The following is a 15,332-nucleotide window of genomic DNA, read 5'->3' as shown; positions in this document are numbered from 1 at the left end:
TGCCAGGTGGGCCGCCGCGCGCTGGGCACGGCCGCCGGATAATGCGAGTGACTCAGGCCTTGGCGGCCATCGCGGTGACTTCCACGCGCATGCCTTCGACCGCCAGGGAGGCGACGCCGACCGCAGCGCGCACCGGCCAGGGCTTGGTGAAGAAGCGCTGGTAGACCTGGTTGAACGCGGCGCGATCGGCCATGTCGGTGAGGTAGATGGTCAAGTGCAGCACTCGGTCCATGGCACTGCCGGCACCTTCGAGTGCCACCTTGAGCGCTTGCAGGGTGCATTCGCTTTGTTCGGTGATGCCGCCCAGTTCCAGGCTGCCGTCGGCGCGAGTGGGAATCTGGGTGGAGACCAGCAGGCCGCCGAAGCCGGCGACGTCGGAGGAGATGGAGTCAGCGTCGGCGTCGGGAATGAAGGTCAGGTCCGGGTTGGTCATGGGAATCTCTTGTGGAAAAGCGAGTGAAGGGCGGGAAGGATGATCGGCTGTCCGATGAAGTTCAAGTGTTCAGCGGCCGCGGATTCTGCAGATCCTCAAGGTCCTTGATCCGTCACTGCAGAGCCTCGAGGGGCGGTGCCTGCGGCACACGGGTATTGTCGATGAACTGTTCGAGCAGCTTCGGGCATGAGCCTCGGGCCGCTGGCCAAGGTTCTCTCGAGTGCCGCAGAAACGCTGCAGGCTGAAGAAAACACCAATCGCGCATTACTTGCTCAGCAAGGTTGCAGCGGGCTCACTCGGCAGCCGCGTCTTCCTGCGATGGGCTCAGCCACGAGGCTACCACCCGCCGGTCCAGCTCTTCCCAGTCCGCCATCCCCAGCACTCGCGTGGTGTTCAACCCACGCAAGTAACCGCGCAGTTGATAGGCTGTGGCCCGCTGGGACTCGCGGTCGACGTTGTTGTCGCGCAATACGTTTTCGTACTCGATCAGGTAGTCGGCTACCCGCTCACGAAACTCCGGCAGGACGGCGTCACGAATGAGGTCAAAAGTTCGCACAGAAGGATCCTTTTCTAGTTGTAGTTGGGCTGTCGCGCAGTCTGCATGCGCGGTAACTATCGGTTCAAGTAATAGTCACAATCAAGCAACACTAGTTCTGCTTTGTCCGGCAACCATGGAAAATCGCCTGCGACGAAAACCATGACCGCAACGGCAGCGCCGTGACGCTGACCCGATGCGCACCGAACCAGGCTGTTACTTCAGGACTTCACCGATGCGCTTTCCCTTAGTTCCCTCCATGACACTGGCCTCCTTGTTGCTGGCCGGCTGCGCCACTGCGCCAAACGACCCGACCCTGGTCATGCACACCCAGAAAACCCCGGCCGAGTACGCCGAGTGCGTGGTCCCCAAGTTGCAGGGCATTGCGCAGGCCACGACGGTCTCGCAAACACAGCGCGGCTACCGGATCGTGGTCACCAGCAAAGTGGCGGCGGATAACGTGCTGGAAGCCTACAAGGCACCGAACGGCGGCAAGGTCTTCTTGTATGAACGGCACTTGTTGGCGTCGAGCTTTGCGCCTTCGCACTTTGAACGTGTCGCGCAGGAATGCCTGTAATTCGTGATAGCGCGCAAAACCGCGGGTAGCGGATCTGGTTTGTCTTGATATGGGCAGATCAGGTCTGGTGGCGGGAGTGTGTATCAGGTAACGATCAGTATTCGATTTGATATTTTTTACGCGCAACTATCCCGCCACTAATATCTGGATTTTAAATTGGCGTGCTTTGTGGCTTGCTGGGCGCTGCCCAAACAATAAAAGTTGCTCAAGTGGTCGGGAAGTACTTGTCTACCAAGGCATACAGCGTTGCGGCTGTCTCGACATCAACGACCCCATCATATTTTTTCTGGCGGAAATGCAGTTGAAATGCGCGGATCAAATCTTTGTACGCACTGTCAGTACTTGCGCTTGAAGTGTCGTACCCGTACTTGCCGAGCTTCGAAATGAGGTCCGCCCTAGAAGGCAGCGAGTTGCAGAACTTAGTTAGATAGTGCTGCTTGGTTGCATCGTCATACCAGGCACCAATACCTGCAGCGTGAAGTTCTTGCCATGGAAAGGCTGCGCCAGGGTCAGTTTTTCTTCCGGGGGCAATATCACTGTGACCAATGATGTGGGGGGGAGTGATGTCCGGGTAGCGTTGAATAATGTTCAAAGCCAATTGTTTAATGGCATCGACTTGCAACGCATGGTAGGGAGGGAAGGTAAATATGCCATTGTTATCTGTGGCCAAATTGACGATCTCTATTCCGATCGCGGTGTCGTTCAGGTTGCGACGACCAGCCCATGCGCTGGCGCCAGCATGCCACGCACGCTCGGTTTCATCGACTAGATTGAAGATCCGCATATCCTTGAACCCGGCCTCGAGATAGGTGTTATCTGTAGGGTCAGGTATGAGGTAGTGGGCACTTACCGAAGGCCCGGTGAGCGATGCTATGGAAGCTTTAAAGTCGACGGCAGTGTAGTGCATGACTAAGAATCGAACCCGACGATTGAAGCTTTTTACTGAGCGATAGCGGTTGTAGTCAATCTGGTACATTGTGAATTCCTTGTGCTGCAGTGATTGCAATGTGCCCATCGTTGGTATCTTCGCTAAATATCCAGCCAGGGCCGCCCGAATTGTAGACTTTCCTTCAGTCTGCGTTTTTGCATCGTATGTGAGATAAGGGACGATTACCTTCCTGCCTAATTTAATTGTAGGGAGCATGAACGCGAGTTCGCCATGCCAGGGTATCCACAAAGCCTTTTCAAGCGTCCAGAGGTTGGCTCTAGGGACAGCTGAGGACCTGCTTGATTATCTACTGCACACTGGGCTGATCAGCCAGCTGGGATTAATGGTTTTATGCAGATCCATTGTCCGGTGCAATGTCGAAATTGAGTCGGACGGACCTAGCATATTACATATTTGAAGGGTATGAAATCTGACGGACTGTGTTCGAGATACAGCATGTTATGCTCCGCCAGTTACATCCCTGTCGCAAGTTAAACCAGCCAGGAGTGCTGCCTGTGGATCCGTTGTCCGACGTCATTTCAAAGCTCAAACCGCGCAGTAGCCGCACGGTGCACTTTGAAATGCGCGAAGACATTGCGGTCGGTTTTCCCGGCTATGAAGGCCTGAAAATCTATCTGGTCACCAGAGGCCAGTGTTACCTGAGCATCGACGGTATCGAGGGCACTCACCTCATACAGCAAGGTGACTGTTTTCTCCTCGCCAACGGCCAGCCGTTCATCATTGCCGACAACCTGCAGAGCCCGGTCATCGAGTGCAACCGGCTCTACACCCAGGCCACTGAAAAAGCCTCGGTGTTCAGCAATGGTGGCGATGACCTGGCCTTTACCGGATGCCGCTTCGACTTTCACAACAATGAAGCGAAGGGCTTCCTCAAGGCGCTGCCGGAATTCATCATCATTCGCCGTGAGGATGAAAACCTCCCGGTGTTGAAGTGGTCGCTGGAAATGTTCAAGAACGAGATCGGCAAAGACTCGCCTGGCGGCGGCCTGATCATTGAGCATGTCACCCATATCATCCTTATCGAGATCCTCCGCGCGCACCTGGCGGCCCAGCAAACGGTACGTGGGATGGGCTGGTTGTATGCGATTACCGACAAGCACCTGAGTCTTGCGCTGAACGCCATTCATTGCGCGCCGGAAAAGAAGTGGAACCTGCAGGCGTTGGCGAAGTTGGCCGGCATGTCGCGCTCGGCGTTTGCGCAAAAGTTCAAGCAGGTCACCGACTACACACCGATCGAATACATTCGGGTGTGGAAGATCCAGTTGGCCATGGAACGCCTGTCCAATACCCGGGACAGTATTTCGACGATTGCCTTTGCGCTGGGCTACGCATCGGAAAGTGCCTTCAGCACCGCCTTCAAGGGGGTGACCGGCTACGCGCCGAGCAAGCACGCCGAGAAGACTGCAGCCCTGGGTTGTAGCCTGGGGAGACGCTGATCAGGGCTGGCGTTGGCAAGAAGTTGCAGGAGCGCCAATGTTCAACGGCCCTGCTGAACATCAAGGTCATCGCAGCGTCGAGAAACTCAGGGGCATGACCGATAACCGAATACCCCCCGATCAAGTAGATCGGGGGGCATCGGTGCAACTGCTCGGGATGAGCGATCAGCTAAGCGGGGAGAACCAGGGGGAGGGGACTTCGGTCTGCAAGGTGATGGTCTTGATCTGGGTGTAGGCATTCAAGGTCTCACGGCAGAATTCACGACCGATACCGCTGCTCTTGTAGCCACCGAAGGCGGTGCCATCCGTGATGTTGGAGTAGCGGTTGATCCACACCGAGCCAGCTTCCAGGCGGTCGGCAGTGTCCAGCGCATTTTTCAGGTTGGCGGTGTAGATGCCGGCTGCCAGCCCGTACTCGGTGGCGTTGGCTTGCTCGATCATCTGCTCAGGGTCATCCCACTTGATCAGGCACAGTACCGGGCCGAAGATTTCCTCCTGGGCAATGCGCATGGCGTTAGTGGCCAGAAAAAGGGTCGGCTCGATGAAGTAGCCGTGTTCGCAACCGGGGATGACTGTGCGCTCGCCGCCAGCCAGCAGTTGCGCGCCTTCTTCGAGACCGATACGGATGTACTCCAGCACCCGCTCACCCTGTCTGGCCGAGACCAGGCAACTGACCCGGGTCTGTTCGTCGAGCGGTGAGCCGACAGTGATGCGCTTGAACGACTGCACCAGCTTCTGCGAAAACGCCTCGAAAATGTCCGCATGCACAAAGAGTCGGGTACCGGCGAGGCAGGATTGGCCGTTGTTGTGAATCGCCGCGAAGGTCGCGTTATCCACCACGGCATCCAGGTCTTCCACGTCCGGGAACACGATGTTTGCACTCTTGCCGCCCAGTTCCAGGGTCACCGGTACCAAGCGATCGGCAGCGACGCCGGCGACGGTTTTACCGACTTCAGTGCTGCCGGTGAACGACAGTTTCCTGACCTTTTTATTCCGCGTCAGCGCCGCGCCCACTTCGCTGCCAAACCCCGGAACGATGTTGACCACGCCAGGTGGCAAGAGACGGGCAATATGCTTGCCCAGCTCAAGGGTCGACAGTGAAGCGTTTTCGTCCGGCTTGAGTACCACGGTATTGCCGGCGACCAGAGCCGGTGCCAGCTTGAAGGCAGCCATGATGGCCGGCGCATTCCATGGAATGATCTGGCCGCAGACGCCCAGGGGCTCTCTTTTGGCCATGCTGTAGCCGCCATCGATGGGTCGTCCGCTGTCTTCATGGGCGAGGATGATCGAGGCAAAATAACGGTAATGACGCACTGCGATGGCGTAGTCCTTGCGCACTTCGCTGATGCAGCGTCCGACGTCACGCGCGTCGATCTGTGCCAGGCGCTCGGCATCCACTTCAATGGCATCGGCCAGTTGGTTGATCAACACGGCACGGCGTTGCTGGCCGAGATCGCGCCAGCCCGGAAAGGCCGCATGTGCAGCATTCACTGCACGCTCGACAGCGTTCTCGTTGCAACGCGATACCTGTGCGAGCAGGGCGCCAGTGGCCGCATCCCGCGCCTCGAAGTGTTGTTGGGTGCAGACTTCATGGACGCCGTTGATCAACGCACCATAAGCGCTTTGCAATCCAGTATTCATGTGTTTCTCCAGGCAATGGGCGGCCTTGCCGGAGTCATTGAATGACCCCGTTTCAGCCGTTGGAAAGAGCAGAGGGTGCTGCTGTCGGAGTGAGGCCGACTCAGTGCAGGCCACCGCCGATAATCAGGGTTTCACCGGTGATCCAGCTGGCTTCATCACTGGCGAGGAAGGCCACGGCGGGCGCGATGTCCTGAGGTGTGCCGATACGGCCCAAGGGCGTGATCGATTCGATCTTCTGGCGGAAGTCGTCATGGAAGAAGCCGCTGGCGTGGACGCCCTCGGTTTCAATCAGGCCCGGGTTGACCGAGTTGACGCGGATCTTTCGCGGCCCCAGCTCATTGGCCAGGGTGCGGGTCACCGCGTCCACCGCACCCTTGGAAGCGGTGTAGACCGTGGAATTGACCGGGGTGAACGAGGTCACGCTCGAACTGATGTTGATGATGCTGCCACCCTTGGGATTGAAGTGCTTGAGCGCTTCCTGGGTGCAGAGAATCAGCCCCAGAACGTTCAGGTCGAAGTGCCGGTGAAACTGCTGCTCGGTGACTTCTTCAATCGCACCGGTCGAGTAGACACCGGCATTGTTGACCAGGATATCGATCGGGCCGTGATCGCGTTTTATCAGGCTGAACATTCGCTCGATATCCGTGTGCTGAGACACATCACCCTGAATGGCAAAGGCCTTGCCGCCATAGGCGGTGATCTGTGATACCACCAGGTCAGCCTCCCGTTCACTGCGGGTGTAGTTCACTCCGACGGTAGCGCCTTCCATGGCCAGGCGCTTGGCAATGGCCGCGCCGATTCCCTTGGATGATCCGGTCACCAGGGCGATGCGGTTCTGTAGTTTCTGCATGAATCCTCCAGGCATTTCCACGGCGTGAATGCAGGCGTGGTGTTGATGGAGGAATGCTAACGGCCCGGGGGGTTATCGATAATGCCCCTGAGTCCATAAAAGCTTGGTGATCGTCCAGCGATGCTGCGCCCTGCCAAAGCAAGTCCATTGTTGAGAGCACATGGCGTCCTGGTTTTTTCATCGGGTTTCCCGGGAGCAGCAGCCACTCGATTGCCAGCAGCAACATCAGGCTCGGCAGCAATGCGGCGAGCAGGGCCAGGCGGTGCAATGGGCGGGAGGTTGACGGTCGGTTCAAGGTGCTGATCAGTTGCGACGCTGGTTTGGCAATGTAGCCCCCATTTCACTGAGGGCCCTGCCAGGCAGGTTATTGCTGGGGGTATTTGAAGGTGAAGGTCTGGGTGAAGGGACTCCACCACTCTGGAACCCCAGTCTCCTTGTCGACGTGATGGAAGAAGCCATTGACCTGCGGACTTTCGTAACGTAGCACCACGGTGTAGGTACCAGGACCGTGCATCTTGACGTTATTGGCGTAATGCGCGCCGTCCTTGGCCACCATGGGCTGCAATTTGCCGATTTCCTTGTAGTCTGGCGCTCCCTGCTTGACCAGCAGGTAAGTAATGTTCAGGTAAGGGATCCACTCGCCATTGGCGAAGCCGTATTGATTGTCGGCGGTGGCGTGCACATCGGTTTCCAGGTGCACGGAGTTCGCGCCCATCTCCATGCCCGGTGGCATCGGCGCCATTTCAATGCCCACCAGATACGAGGCGGCGATTTCCATGTCGTGAGCCTGTACCGGTCCGCCGATCGGGTACTCGCGGGCTTGGGCATTCAGGGTGAAGGTCAGGACGCTGGCAGCGGCCAGGACCAGGGCAGAGAACGGTAACTTCATGGGTTTCTCCTGAGGAGTCAAAGGACTCGGGCGGGCGTGTGGGTGGAGCGCTTGTGGATCAGTCTGTTGCCAACCAACAGGATGACCAGGGTCACGACCCAGGCCGCCAGTTGGATGCCCATGGGCCGGTCGCTATAGCCCAGCAGCGCTTGCAGCGCCCGTCCGCTCATACTGCCGTCGGCCACCAGCCAGGAACTGTCCCAGAGCTCGTAGCCCCAGGCGGGAATCAGGTTGGCGCCAGCCAGGATTGCCGCAGCGCGCCCGGCCATGCCGGCGGCCAGCAGCGCGATCAACCATGATGTGATCCTGAACAGTTGCTTGAGCGGTATCGCCACCAACCCGCGATAGAGCAACCAGGACAGCAGGCTGCCGGCGGCAATGCCTAACAGGCCGCCGAGGAACATCGACAGCGGCTCGGCCTGGCTCGAGGCAGCGATGCCATAGAGAAACAGCACGATTTCCGAGCCCTCGCGCAGGACAGCCACCGCGACTACTGTGGCCATGGCCAGCAAGGACGTTTCGCCGAAGGCCACAGCACGGCCGACCGCCTGCATCTGTGCGGCCATTTCACGGCCGTGGCTGGCCATCCACAAGTTGTGCCAGCCGAGCATCAGCACCGCAATGATCAGGATGCTGGCGTTGAACACCTCCTGGCCAAACCCTGACAAGGCCTGGGTGATGGCTCCGGCAAACAATGCCAGTAGCCCGGCGCCGGCAACCCCGGCAAGAATACCGCCAGCAATGAACCGGCCTCTGCGGCGGATGCCTTGGGTAGCGGCCAGGACAATGCCAACGATGATGCCGGCCTCCAGCACCTCACGAAATACGATCAACAGACTCGCCAGCACGGCCTCACTCCTGATTTTTTTCGACGATGACCGTGCCTTTGGCCTGGTCCGGGTGGTAGTCGTCGAAGAAGGTGTAAGTGCCTGGATGCAGGGGGCCGGCGAATACGCTGATGGTGTTACCGGGAACCAGGATTTTTTCGAACTTCATGTCATAGCTTTCAAACTCATCCACGGATTCATCGTGGCTGGTGAGTTCGATACGAAAGCGCTTTCCCTCTGGGACAGAGAAGGACTCGGGAGTAAACCGGTGGTTTTCAATCAGCAGTTTTATGGGCGACTCCTCTGATACCGCTGGTGGGGCGGCCAGAGCTGTCCCTCCGCAGAGCACGAGTAGAACGCTGGTGAGCTTTGCCGCAGTTCGCATGCACCGACCACTCAAATGAAATTCATTCGCAATAGTGTGGTTGCCAGGCGGCCTGTTTCAAGATGTTTCGGAGGGGATAGAGAATGGTTCAGCGATTGTTCAACTTCGTAGCCAGGCTTCTATTGCCACGCATAGCGCCGCGGAGGTGCTGGAGAGCTGAGCGCTCGCCGGCACCAGGCTGATCAGAAGTTCTGACGGCCGTCAAAAGGGGAGTGGCATCCGGCTCATGCCCGCGAGGCTTTTGCGATTGGGTGAAGGAGGGGGAGGCGAAGCACACCGCCATAGGTCGGCGCCCAATCCTTCGTAATGACGCGCAGCCACTTATACAATTCTTGCGCTAGTAGAAATGAAATCAATGTGTGGCATGTTCTGCCCCATTCCAATTCCGACGTGTACTCCGCAACTGCTTTCATTCAAAAGAGAATTTATTGACCAGTCGACTGGATTCGGGTGTTTCGCACAGCCCACGGCAAACTCGGTCGCCGCCAAGCCTCGCTCCAGGTCGCCAAACATACTGCGGAATTTTTCGGTTACATCGGTGTTGTTCAGGACTATACGTTGTGCCACATTTTCTTTGAATTCGACAATATTGTTTCCACGTGAAGCCTGTTTCAATAGCTCAGAAAGCTCGCCGGCAAATTTATCCTTCAAGTTTTGGTTGTTGGCTAAGTAAATAAAGCCATCAAATGCCAGTTCGCCATCAAGTGAGAAGCTCGGCTGCTCTTCTGAGATGTTTACTATAGAGGCTTCAAAAAACTCAGCGACCGAGTAAAACCAGCCTTCCAGCATGTCGTCGGAATCATTGGCAATTTCTACGCTGTCACTCAAAGTGCATTGAAGCGTGTGGTGACCGCTGCGAACTTGAATTGTCGGCTTAGCCAAAAGTATTTCATAGGATTCTGCACGGCGCTTCAATGTAGCCTGGTGATCCAGGGCGAGCAGCTTATGTAGCGAGTACTTTAAAGACTCTGCTCCAGAGTCAAACTTTGCTGTGGCCAGGTGGGCCAGCTTGGCTTTAGTGATATCCCAAAGCTTGCGTAGTTTGGCATGCCCATCATAAGTTGTTATAAGCATCAGCGCGCAAGCGTTCTTGTCTGTAAAGTCAAAGCTGCTGATGTCTACTGTCTTGAACCCTTCGTTGCGCGCCACGTCAAGTGCAATGTCAGAGTCGACCACTATGGGAATGGAACGTGAGAGGAGTGACTCAAAGTAAGTATTGGCGTTCATTCAAGTTTCTCTCAGAGAACCTAATAGGAAATTGCCCGATGGGAGCTTGAAGCTCAGCGGGTCTATGCAGGGTTACTGTTTACATCAGAGGGAGGGGCTTTGTGGGTAGTGAAGAGGCTGGTTAGAGCCTCTTCATTGCTCTACATACTTACCAGTAGGCGTTTTCCAGTGCTTTGCGCACATCAACATCTACTTGGCGGGTTTTTACAGTCCGAGCGGTATTAGTCTGTTCTTTGCTGGTTTTCTCGACTTTCTTAGTGTTCATGCGATCACCTGTATAAGTTTTAGTGGGAGGGGGCTTGCATTAACGAAATGAAGCATAGTGATAGATAAGTGTTTTTCCATTTTTGCTAATAAGGAAAACGTAACAAAATATTTTTTACGGGTTTTGAGTTCTAAAAACCCCGTATCCCAAGACAAATATGTCAGTCTAAGCTAGTTCTATGCGGGCAACGTGCATTGTCCTTGTACGTCGGGGGTGTATGGATTTGGCACGTGTTCATCCGGTCTGCGGTGCATACGGGAGATGGGCAAGCGTGCAGAATGAAAGTGATGATTTCCGACCGGTGTGGAATGCCCGGCCAAGGAAGAGATAATCGATTTCACGGCAGAGAGTGCCGACTATCAATCAAAGATTTCGCGTTGATGTTGGCCAAAAACTGGGCAATCGGGGCGAATGCGGTATCGGTACTTGTACGGAGAGTGTATTGGGGATGGAAATTCTAGCTACTGTCGGACTCAATATTATCCGATAGAGCGATGAAACTTGAGTGATGTTGATCGAGTATTGGTCGAGATAAAAGTGAGAGTCTCACTTCCCATTTACTAGAAGTACCCCATCCACCGGTTCGAGTAGGCATTTTGCAATGTCTATGCCCAACTTACGGGTCATGCTGCGTTCGGTGGATGGCGCCGTGATCTCAGAGTACTGCATGTGCATCTGGCGTTGGCCTGTACCACGGTTCTGCGCCAACCCCGGTCCGGTCAGACGGATGAAAACACACCGGCCGGAAATCATTAAACGCATCGCCAACGGCTTGCCGCCGAAGACCTGTACTCAGGCGGTAGCGACGTAATCCGGTTAGAGTGTTCATCAATGTCTACCCATAAGGGACCCTCACTCGATTTGCGTAGTCGCACCAAGCGGTTCCAGCGAACGAAACGGGCAACAAAAACCGTCTATCAATTGTCATGTGAAGAATGAATCGTCCGCTGTTTGTTTCTCTAGATGGGCCCAAGGGAGCCGGCAAAACCACACTGTTGGAGGCCGTTACAAAAGTACTTAGGGCCGACAACAACAAGGTGATCCGACTTTGCGAGAAAAAAAGCGATCCCTATAGGGGTGAAACAATGGCCCTCGTCAACCAGCTCGTCAGAAGTCCCTCCAGGGATTTGGAGTTGGAGGTTTGTGAGCGCCTGGCTGATAGCCGTGCTTGGATTTCCCAGTACGTGCTGGCGAAACAGCAACCTGGCAGCATCATCTTGATCGATCGCTGGTACCCGTCTGATGCCGCGTTTCGCCGGATAGTCCCGTTTGCAGAGATTCTGCAGTTGAACATTGATCGAAACGTGCGAGTGCCAGACCTGCATGTCGGGGTTGTTACCACGCCTGATATTTCATGGGCGAGGGCAGCGGCACGACGACGTGGGTTAAGCAGTACTGTGATCCATAAGCTGGAAGAACATGTTGCTTGTACCAAGGCGTTCGAGCGAGCGATTGCGGATCGCGGCTGGGTTTTATGCCGTAATGAAGGACCGCTCGAAGACGCAACGATGCAGGTGATTTCCGAGATCTATAGAGTCCTTCGATGCCCTGTAGGCGAACTCGTGAACTCTCGCCTTGCTTGATAGATCTGCTGATGAGCAGCCGATGTTCAGGTGGTCGTAACCATGTACCGTGACGCAACAATGAAGCATGGCGCTGTGTTCACTGGTCCAAGGTGAGCGATAAGTCATGTCAAGGGACTGCAATAAATCAGTCCCGGTTTTCCTGGTTAGCCGGGTTGGGCCGCCAGGCTGTTACTGACATTACGCCCCAGCACCAGCACCGTGACAAAACCACAGCCCACCAGGGCCGTCGCCAGACTCAACAGCACCAAGCTGCCCAACTGGTCGACGATCTGCCCACCAAAGAACGAGCCCAGGGCAATAATCACCTGGAACAAGGCAACGAAGAGTGGCATGCCGCGCTCCACATCCTTGGGTGCGACGACAAACATCCAAATGCTGGCGCAGGCCGGGAATGCGCCGAAGGCAAAGCCCCAGAGCGCGATCAGCATTGCTGCACCGGTCATGCCCGTGGCGAAGTAGGGAAACAGGGCGGTGCTGGCGCCGATCATCAGGGCAACCAGCAACAGGGTGTGACGTACGCTGCGGTTGGCGGCGAAACCGGCGAAAACATTACCCATTACCCCGGCCACGCCATAGAGCAGCAGCAGCGAGCCAATAGTCGGCCCGTCAAAGCCGGCACTTTGTTTGAAGAAGGGGGCGACATAGGTGTATGCGGCAAAGTGCGCCAGGCCAATCAGCAATACAGCGATCAGGCCAACCCGAGCTTGTGGATTGATAAACAAGGCCGGCAGGTCGCTGATGCGAATGGCCTTTTCCGGGGTGAGCCGCGGTAACAGGAATATCTGCGCCAGTAACACCGGTACGCCCACCAGCGCGGTGACCAGGAAGGTCATGCGCCAGCCCATCAGGCCACTGAGCCAGGTGCCTACGGGCACGCCCAGTACGGTGGCCAATGTCACACCCACCATGATGATCGAGGTGGCTTGGGCTACGCCCACTCCCTTGGGGGCCAGGCGGCCGCTGAGGGCAATGGCAGTGGCCCAGAAACCGCCGATGCTGATGCCCAGGAGCACGCGGCCGAACAGCAGCAGACTGAAGTCGCTGGCGTAGGCCACGACCGAGTTGGCGATGATCATTATCAGTGTCAGGCCGATCAGCAGATAGCGACGGTCCATGGCGCCAATGCCGATAGACAACAAGGGAGCGGCGAGGGCGGCCATGATGCCGGGCAGGGTAACCATCAGTCCGGCGTGGCCGGCACTGATGCCCAGGTCGCTGGCGACGTCGTTGAGCACGCCCACCGGGAGAAATTCACTGGTCACCAAGGCGAAGGCACCCACGGCGACCGAGAGAATTGCTAGCCACTGCTGTTTGACACTCTGTTGATTATGTTCGGGAAGACCGCGAGGGCCCAGGCTTGCGCTTGGCATGGTGTTGGGTTCCGGGGGATTCGCCTGAAGCCAGACGGGGGGAGAAATTGAGGGGCGATTATATTGATCGGTTTTGGCAACCCAATAGACCGGCCCTTTGATAGTCATCATCAGTGCAATCGATAAGACGCTCGAAGAGAGCGTCCGATTCTGGCAGGCCCAGGCTCACTCGAGACGGGCTTGCGAAAGCTGATTTACAGTCAGTAATATCGGGTCAAAGGATCTAATCGCACCACTCAAATCCATCACGGATAGCGAATGGGATGAACTTCCGGCTCACCTTGATGGCCTGTTTAGCCAGGCTGAATTATAAAACTTTGAATCGCCCAGGTGGTTCCAACCCGTGAGCGCATCTCACATGAGCGAAATTTTTCATAAGATTATTTTTGAACTAACACCTGATGAAGATGATTATCCGCCGGTTTCAGCGGAATCGGTATGGGGGATTTACCAGGGAGATAATCGTTATGTTGTCGACAATACGCCATATTACATATATGGCGTAAGCAAGGGGGATGGCGTGCTAGTGCGCCAGAGTGATAGCGAGTTAGTTGTAACGCATGTAATCAAGCAAGGTGGGCATTCAACAATCAGGGTGTATGCAAATAATCCTGAAAAAAAATCAGAAATCATCGATAAGCTCAAAGAGCTTGGTGCTTCCTGCGTGTCGAATAAGGAGTTGTCACTTTTCTCAGTCGATATTCCAGCTTCTTGTGTTTTTTCGGGAATCGATGAGTATCTTTCGGCCATCTCTGATGGAGAGAATATTGCGTACGAAGACGCATGTTTACAACACCCCGGCATCTCATCAGTTCGCCTTGAAGAGTGCTTGTCGCTCGCCACGCTACCGTTCATGACACACTGATTCCAGTCTGTATTTAGCAGATGCCTTGCTTGGAGGCATCCATACAATTAGGCGATGGCAAAGCGACCATCATTCATTGGGACCTCTGTCGGGTCCAGGGTATGTGGCCCTGCTTGCAACTGCTGAGCGCGATCGACATCGGCGCGCTTCAGGCGGCCGGCGCTGACCAGCCACTCGACGGTGCTCTGGATGAAATTCGGGGGCGATTCACTATTCCTGTTCCATGGCTGCCCTCAGATGCTCAATGAATAACGTCACCCGGGGAGGCAGGTTCTTGTTGGTGGGCAGAAGGGCCCAAACACTGAGATCTTGCGGGGTGACGTTGTCGAGCAGCACCTCAACGAGCGCTCCGGAATTGAACTCGCGCTTGACGTCCATCAGCGTGAGTTGAGCGAGGCCTAAACCCTCCATACACAGCTCGCGAACTGAGTCGACGTTGTTACAGCTTACTCGGCCTTCGATGCTGACCACGGTAGGTTGTCCATCGGCGATGAACGTCCATTGTGGAACATTCAGAAGTCGAATGCAGTTATGACGATGCAGATCGTCCAGGCTGCTCGGCACGCCATGCTGCGCAAGATACTCGGGAGATGCGCAGACGACGCGGGCGTTATTCACGATTCGCTTGGCGATCAGCGTTGAGTCCCTTAGCGGCGCCACGCGGATGGCAACGTCAATCCCTCTGCCTACAATGTCCAGCACATCATCGTGTAGTTGTAGCTCCACCCTCAGTTCGGGGTTCTGCTCGAGCAGCGGCTTGATCAGCGGCATCACATTGCGCCGTCCTATCCCTGATGGAGATGTGACTCGCAACAGCCCGGACGCGCCCTTTGGGTTGGGCGAGAACAGAAACTTCGCGCTTTCCTCCGCTTCGACCATTGCTTTGGCGTAGGGCAAGAAATCTTCGCCTTCAGGTGTAAGCGAAGTTGAGCGTGTTGTCCGGTGAACCAGCCGGGTTCCTAACTCCTCCTCAAGACTTGCCAACCGTCTTGATGCTGCCATCGCTGAAATTTCCAGGCGCTTTGCTGCTTGAGTCAGGCTCCCGGAGGAACTCACCATCAAGAATACATGTACGTCGTTTAAATTCATGATTCGTTGATCTCTACTGGAGGCACTGGCTCTGGGGAGGTTGTCCAAAACCGGGACGCTTGGCCCAAATCAAAAAGGACACGGCTAAACAGCGGGTGATTTTGCTGCATGTCGCAGGCAATCGAGTTGTCTCGATCTTCTCTCTGGCCATACCACTCAACCCGGGCGACGTCGTCATTTTACGACAAGACCGCAACGTCATTATAACGAAATTCGTTATAGCGACTTATCGCTTTGGCGGGATTCTATTCACTGACAGTCACGCCTAACGTAGACCGGTTATTTTTCATTTCCGATGCCTGCCAGGCCGGATACAGGAGGTCTTCATGTCGAGTGGCACTCATGCGCTTTTCACTCCGACCCAGTTTGCAGGTGTTCGCCTCAGCAACCGTTTTGTAAGCAAACTGG

At 55.8% G+C, this 15,332-nt stretch carries 15 protein-coding genes; 4 read left to right on the top strand and 11 right to left on the bottom strand.

Going from position 1 to position 15,332, the window contains the following annotated elements; genetic code table 11:
- Positions 1 to 52: 52 nt before the first annotated feature.
- Together GV819_RS25700 and GV819_RS25695 are read right to left on the bottom strand one after the other, a co-directional pair.
- Complete coding sequence (locus tag GV819_RS25700) at positions 53 to 433, bottom strand: RidA family protein (protein ID WP_161758853.1); 381 nt, start codon at positions 431 to 433, stop codon at positions 53 to 55.
- A gap of 292 nt (positions 434 to 725) precedes the next feature.
- On the bottom strand, positions 726 to 989 hold the full coding sequence (locus GV819_RS25695) for a hypothetical protein (protein WP_161758852.1): 264 nt from the start codon (positions 987 to 989) through the stop codon (positions 726 to 728).
- Positions 990 to 1,203: 214 nt separating this feature from the next.
- Between GV819_RS25695 and GV819_RS25690 the strand changes: the two genes are divergently transcribed.
- Positions 1,204 to 1,545, top strand: coding sequence for a hypothetical protein (locus GV819_RS25690; protein ID WP_161758851.1), 342 nt, complete (start codon positions 1,204 to 1,206; stop codon positions 1,543 to 1,545).
- Positions 1,546 to 1,750: 205 nt separating this feature from the next.
- Here the strand turns inward: GV819_RS25690 and GV819_RS25685 are convergent, their stop codons facing one another.
- Positions 1,751 to 2,521 (bottom strand): N-acetylmuramoyl-L-alanine amidase, encoded by a 771-nt coding sequence (locus tag GV819_RS25685; protein ID WP_161758850.1) that lies wholly within the window; start codon positions 2,519 to 2,521, stop codon positions 1,751 to 1,753.
- A gap of 467 nt (positions 2,522 to 2,988) precedes the next feature.
- Between GV819_RS25685 and GV819_RS25680 the strand changes: the two genes are divergently transcribed.
- Positions 2,989 to 3,930 (top strand): AraC family transcriptional regulator, encoded by a 942-nt coding sequence (locus GV819_RS25680; protein WP_161758849.1) that lies wholly within the window; start codon positions 2,989 to 2,991, stop codon positions 3,928 to 3,930.
- 165 nt (positions 3,931 to 4,095) lie between these two features.
- On the opposite strand, the gene GV819_RS25675 is transcribed toward GV819_RS25680, so the two are convergent.
- The 6 genes from GV819_RS25675 to GV819_RS25650 form a co-directional block, all read right to left on the bottom strand.
- Positions 4,096 to 5,571, bottom strand: coding sequence for an aldehyde dehydrogenase family protein (locus tag GV819_RS25675; protein ID WP_161758848.1), 1,476 nt, complete (start codon positions 5,569 to 5,571; stop codon positions 4,096 to 4,098).
- Between the two features lie 100 nt (positions 5,572 to 5,671).
- Positions 5,672 to 6,421 carry an SDR family NAD(P)-dependent oxidoreductase gene (locus GV819_RS25670; RefSeq protein ID WP_161758847.1) on the bottom strand — a complete coding sequence of 250 codons (750 nt, stop codon included), beginning with the start codon at positions 6,419 to 6,421 and terminating at the stop codon, positions 5,672 to 5,674.
- A gap of 364 nt (positions 6,422 to 6,785) precedes the next feature.
- Positions 6,786 to 7,310 carry an iron transporter gene (locus GV819_RS25665; RefSeq protein ID WP_161758846.1) on the bottom strand — a complete coding sequence of 175 codons (525 nt, stop codon included), beginning with the start codon at positions 7,308 to 7,310 and terminating at the stop codon, positions 6,786 to 6,788.
- Positions 7,311 to 7,327: 17 nt separating this feature from the next.
- Positions 7,328 to 8,158 (bottom strand): FTR1 family iron permease, encoded by an 831-nt coding sequence (locus tag GV819_RS25660; RefSeq protein WP_161758845.1) that lies wholly within the window; start codon positions 8,156 to 8,158, stop codon positions 7,328 to 7,330.
- Between the two features lie 4 nt (positions 8,159 to 8,162).
- Entirely contained in the window at positions 8,163 to 8,522 is a 360-nt protein-coding gene (locus GV819_RS25655) for a cupredoxin domain-containing protein (protein WP_161758844.1), read from the bottom strand.
- A 321-nt stretch (positions 8,523 to 8,843) separates the two neighbouring features.
- The gene (locus GV819_RS25650) at positions 8,844 to 9,749 is read right to left on the bottom strand and encodes a hypothetical protein (RefSeq protein ID WP_161758843.1); all 906 of its coding nucleotides are present in this window, start codon (positions 9,747 to 9,749) and stop codon (positions 8,844 to 8,846) included.
- A gap of 1,200 nt (positions 9,750 to 10,949) precedes the next feature.
- Here GV819_RS25650 and GV819_RS25645 point away from each other — a divergent pair.
- Positions 10,950 to 11,597 (top strand): dTMP kinase, encoded by a 648-nt coding sequence (locus GV819_RS25645; RefSeq protein ID WP_161758842.1) that lies wholly within the window; start codon positions 10,950 to 10,952, stop codon positions 11,595 to 11,597.
- A 146-nt stretch (positions 11,598 to 11,743) separates the two neighbouring features.
- Here GV819_RS25645 and GV819_RS25640 read toward each other — a convergent pair whose 3' ends face one another.
- Positions 11,744 to 12,970 carry an MFS transporter gene (locus tag GV819_RS25640; RefSeq protein ID WP_161758841.1) on the bottom strand — a complete coding sequence of 409 codons (1,227 nt, stop codon included), beginning with the start codon at positions 12,968 to 12,970 and terminating at the stop codon, positions 11,744 to 11,746.
- 358 nt (positions 12,971 to 13,328) lie between these two features.
- Here GV819_RS25640 and GV819_RS25635 point away from each other — a divergent pair, with 358 nt between their 5' ends.
- A complete protein-coding gene (locus GV819_RS25635; RefSeq protein ID WP_161758840.1) occupies positions 13,329 to 13,835 on the top strand; it encodes a DUF4265 domain-containing protein in 507 nt (168 codons plus the stop codon).
- Positions 13,836 to 14,045: 210 nt separating this feature from the next.
- Here GV819_RS25635 and GV819_RS25630 read toward each other — a convergent pair whose 3' ends face one another.
- Positions 14,046 to 14,924 (bottom strand): LysR family transcriptional regulator, encoded by an 879-nt coding sequence (locus tag GV819_RS25630; protein ID WP_161758839.1) that lies wholly within the window; start codon positions 14,922 to 14,924, stop codon positions 14,046 to 14,048.
- Between the last annotated feature and the right edge of the window lie 408 nt (positions 14,925 to 15,332).

It is taken from the genome of Pseudomonas sp. Fl5BN2, assembly GCF_009908205.1.
GTDB lineage: Bacteria > Pseudomonadota > Gammaproteobacteria > Pseudomonadales > Pseudomonadaceae > Aquipseudomonas.
Note: the sequence above shows the minus strand (reverse complement) of the source record. Positions and strands in the feature narration are given on the sequence as shown.

What these genes read in the sequence shown, in the direction of transcription:
- GV819_RS25650 (WP_161758843.1), bottom strand. Translation starts at nt 9,749, where the DNA reads ATGAACGCCAATACTTACTTTGAGTCACTCCTCTCACGTTCCATTCCC.
- GV819_RS25640 (WP_161758841.1), bottom strand. Translation starts at nt 12,970, where the DNA reads ATGCCAAGCGCAAGCCTGGGCCCTCGCGGTCTTCCCGAACATAATCAA.
- GV819_RS25685 (WP_161758850.1), bottom strand. Translation starts at nt 2,521, where the DNA reads ATGTACCAGATTGACTACAACCGCTATCGCTCAGTAAAAAGCTTCAAT.
- GV819_RS25675 (WP_161758848.1), bottom strand. Translation starts at nt 5,571, where the DNA reads ATGAATACTGGATTGCAAAGCGCTTATGGTGCGTTGATCAACGGCGTC.
- GV819_RS25700 (WP_161758853.1), bottom strand. Translation starts at nt 433, where the DNA reads ATGACCAACCCGGACCTGACCTTCATTCCCGACGCCGACGCTGACTCC.
- GV819_RS25635 (WP_161758840.1), top strand. Translation starts at nt 13,329, where the DNA reads ATGAGCGAAATTTTTCATAAGATTATTTTTGAACTAACACCTGATGAA.
- GV819_RS25670 (WP_161758847.1), bottom strand. Translation starts at nt 6,421, where the DNA reads ATGCAGAAACTACAGAACCGCATCGCCCTGGTGACCGGATCATCCAAG.
- GV819_RS25690 (WP_161758851.1), top strand. Translation starts at nt 1,204, where the DNA reads ATGCGCTTTCCCTTAGTTCCCTCCATGACACTGGCCTCCTTGTTGCTG.
- GV819_RS25630 (WP_161758839.1), bottom strand. Translation starts at nt 14,924, where the DNA reads ATGAATTTAAACGACGTACATGTATTCTTGATGGTGAGTTCCTCCGGG.
- GV819_RS25645 (WP_161758842.1), top strand. Translation starts at nt 10,950, where the DNA reads ATGAATCGTCCGCTGTTTGTTTCTCTAGATGGGCCCAAGGGAGCCGGC.
- GV819_RS25655 (WP_161758844.1), bottom strand. Translation starts at nt 8,522, where the DNA reads ATGCGAACTGCGGCAAAGCTCACCAGCGTTCTACTCGTGCTCTGCGGA.
- GV819_RS25665 (WP_161758846.1), bottom strand. Translation starts at nt 7,310, where the DNA reads ATGAAGTTACCGTTCTCTGCCCTGGTCCTGGCCGCTGCCAGCGTCCTG.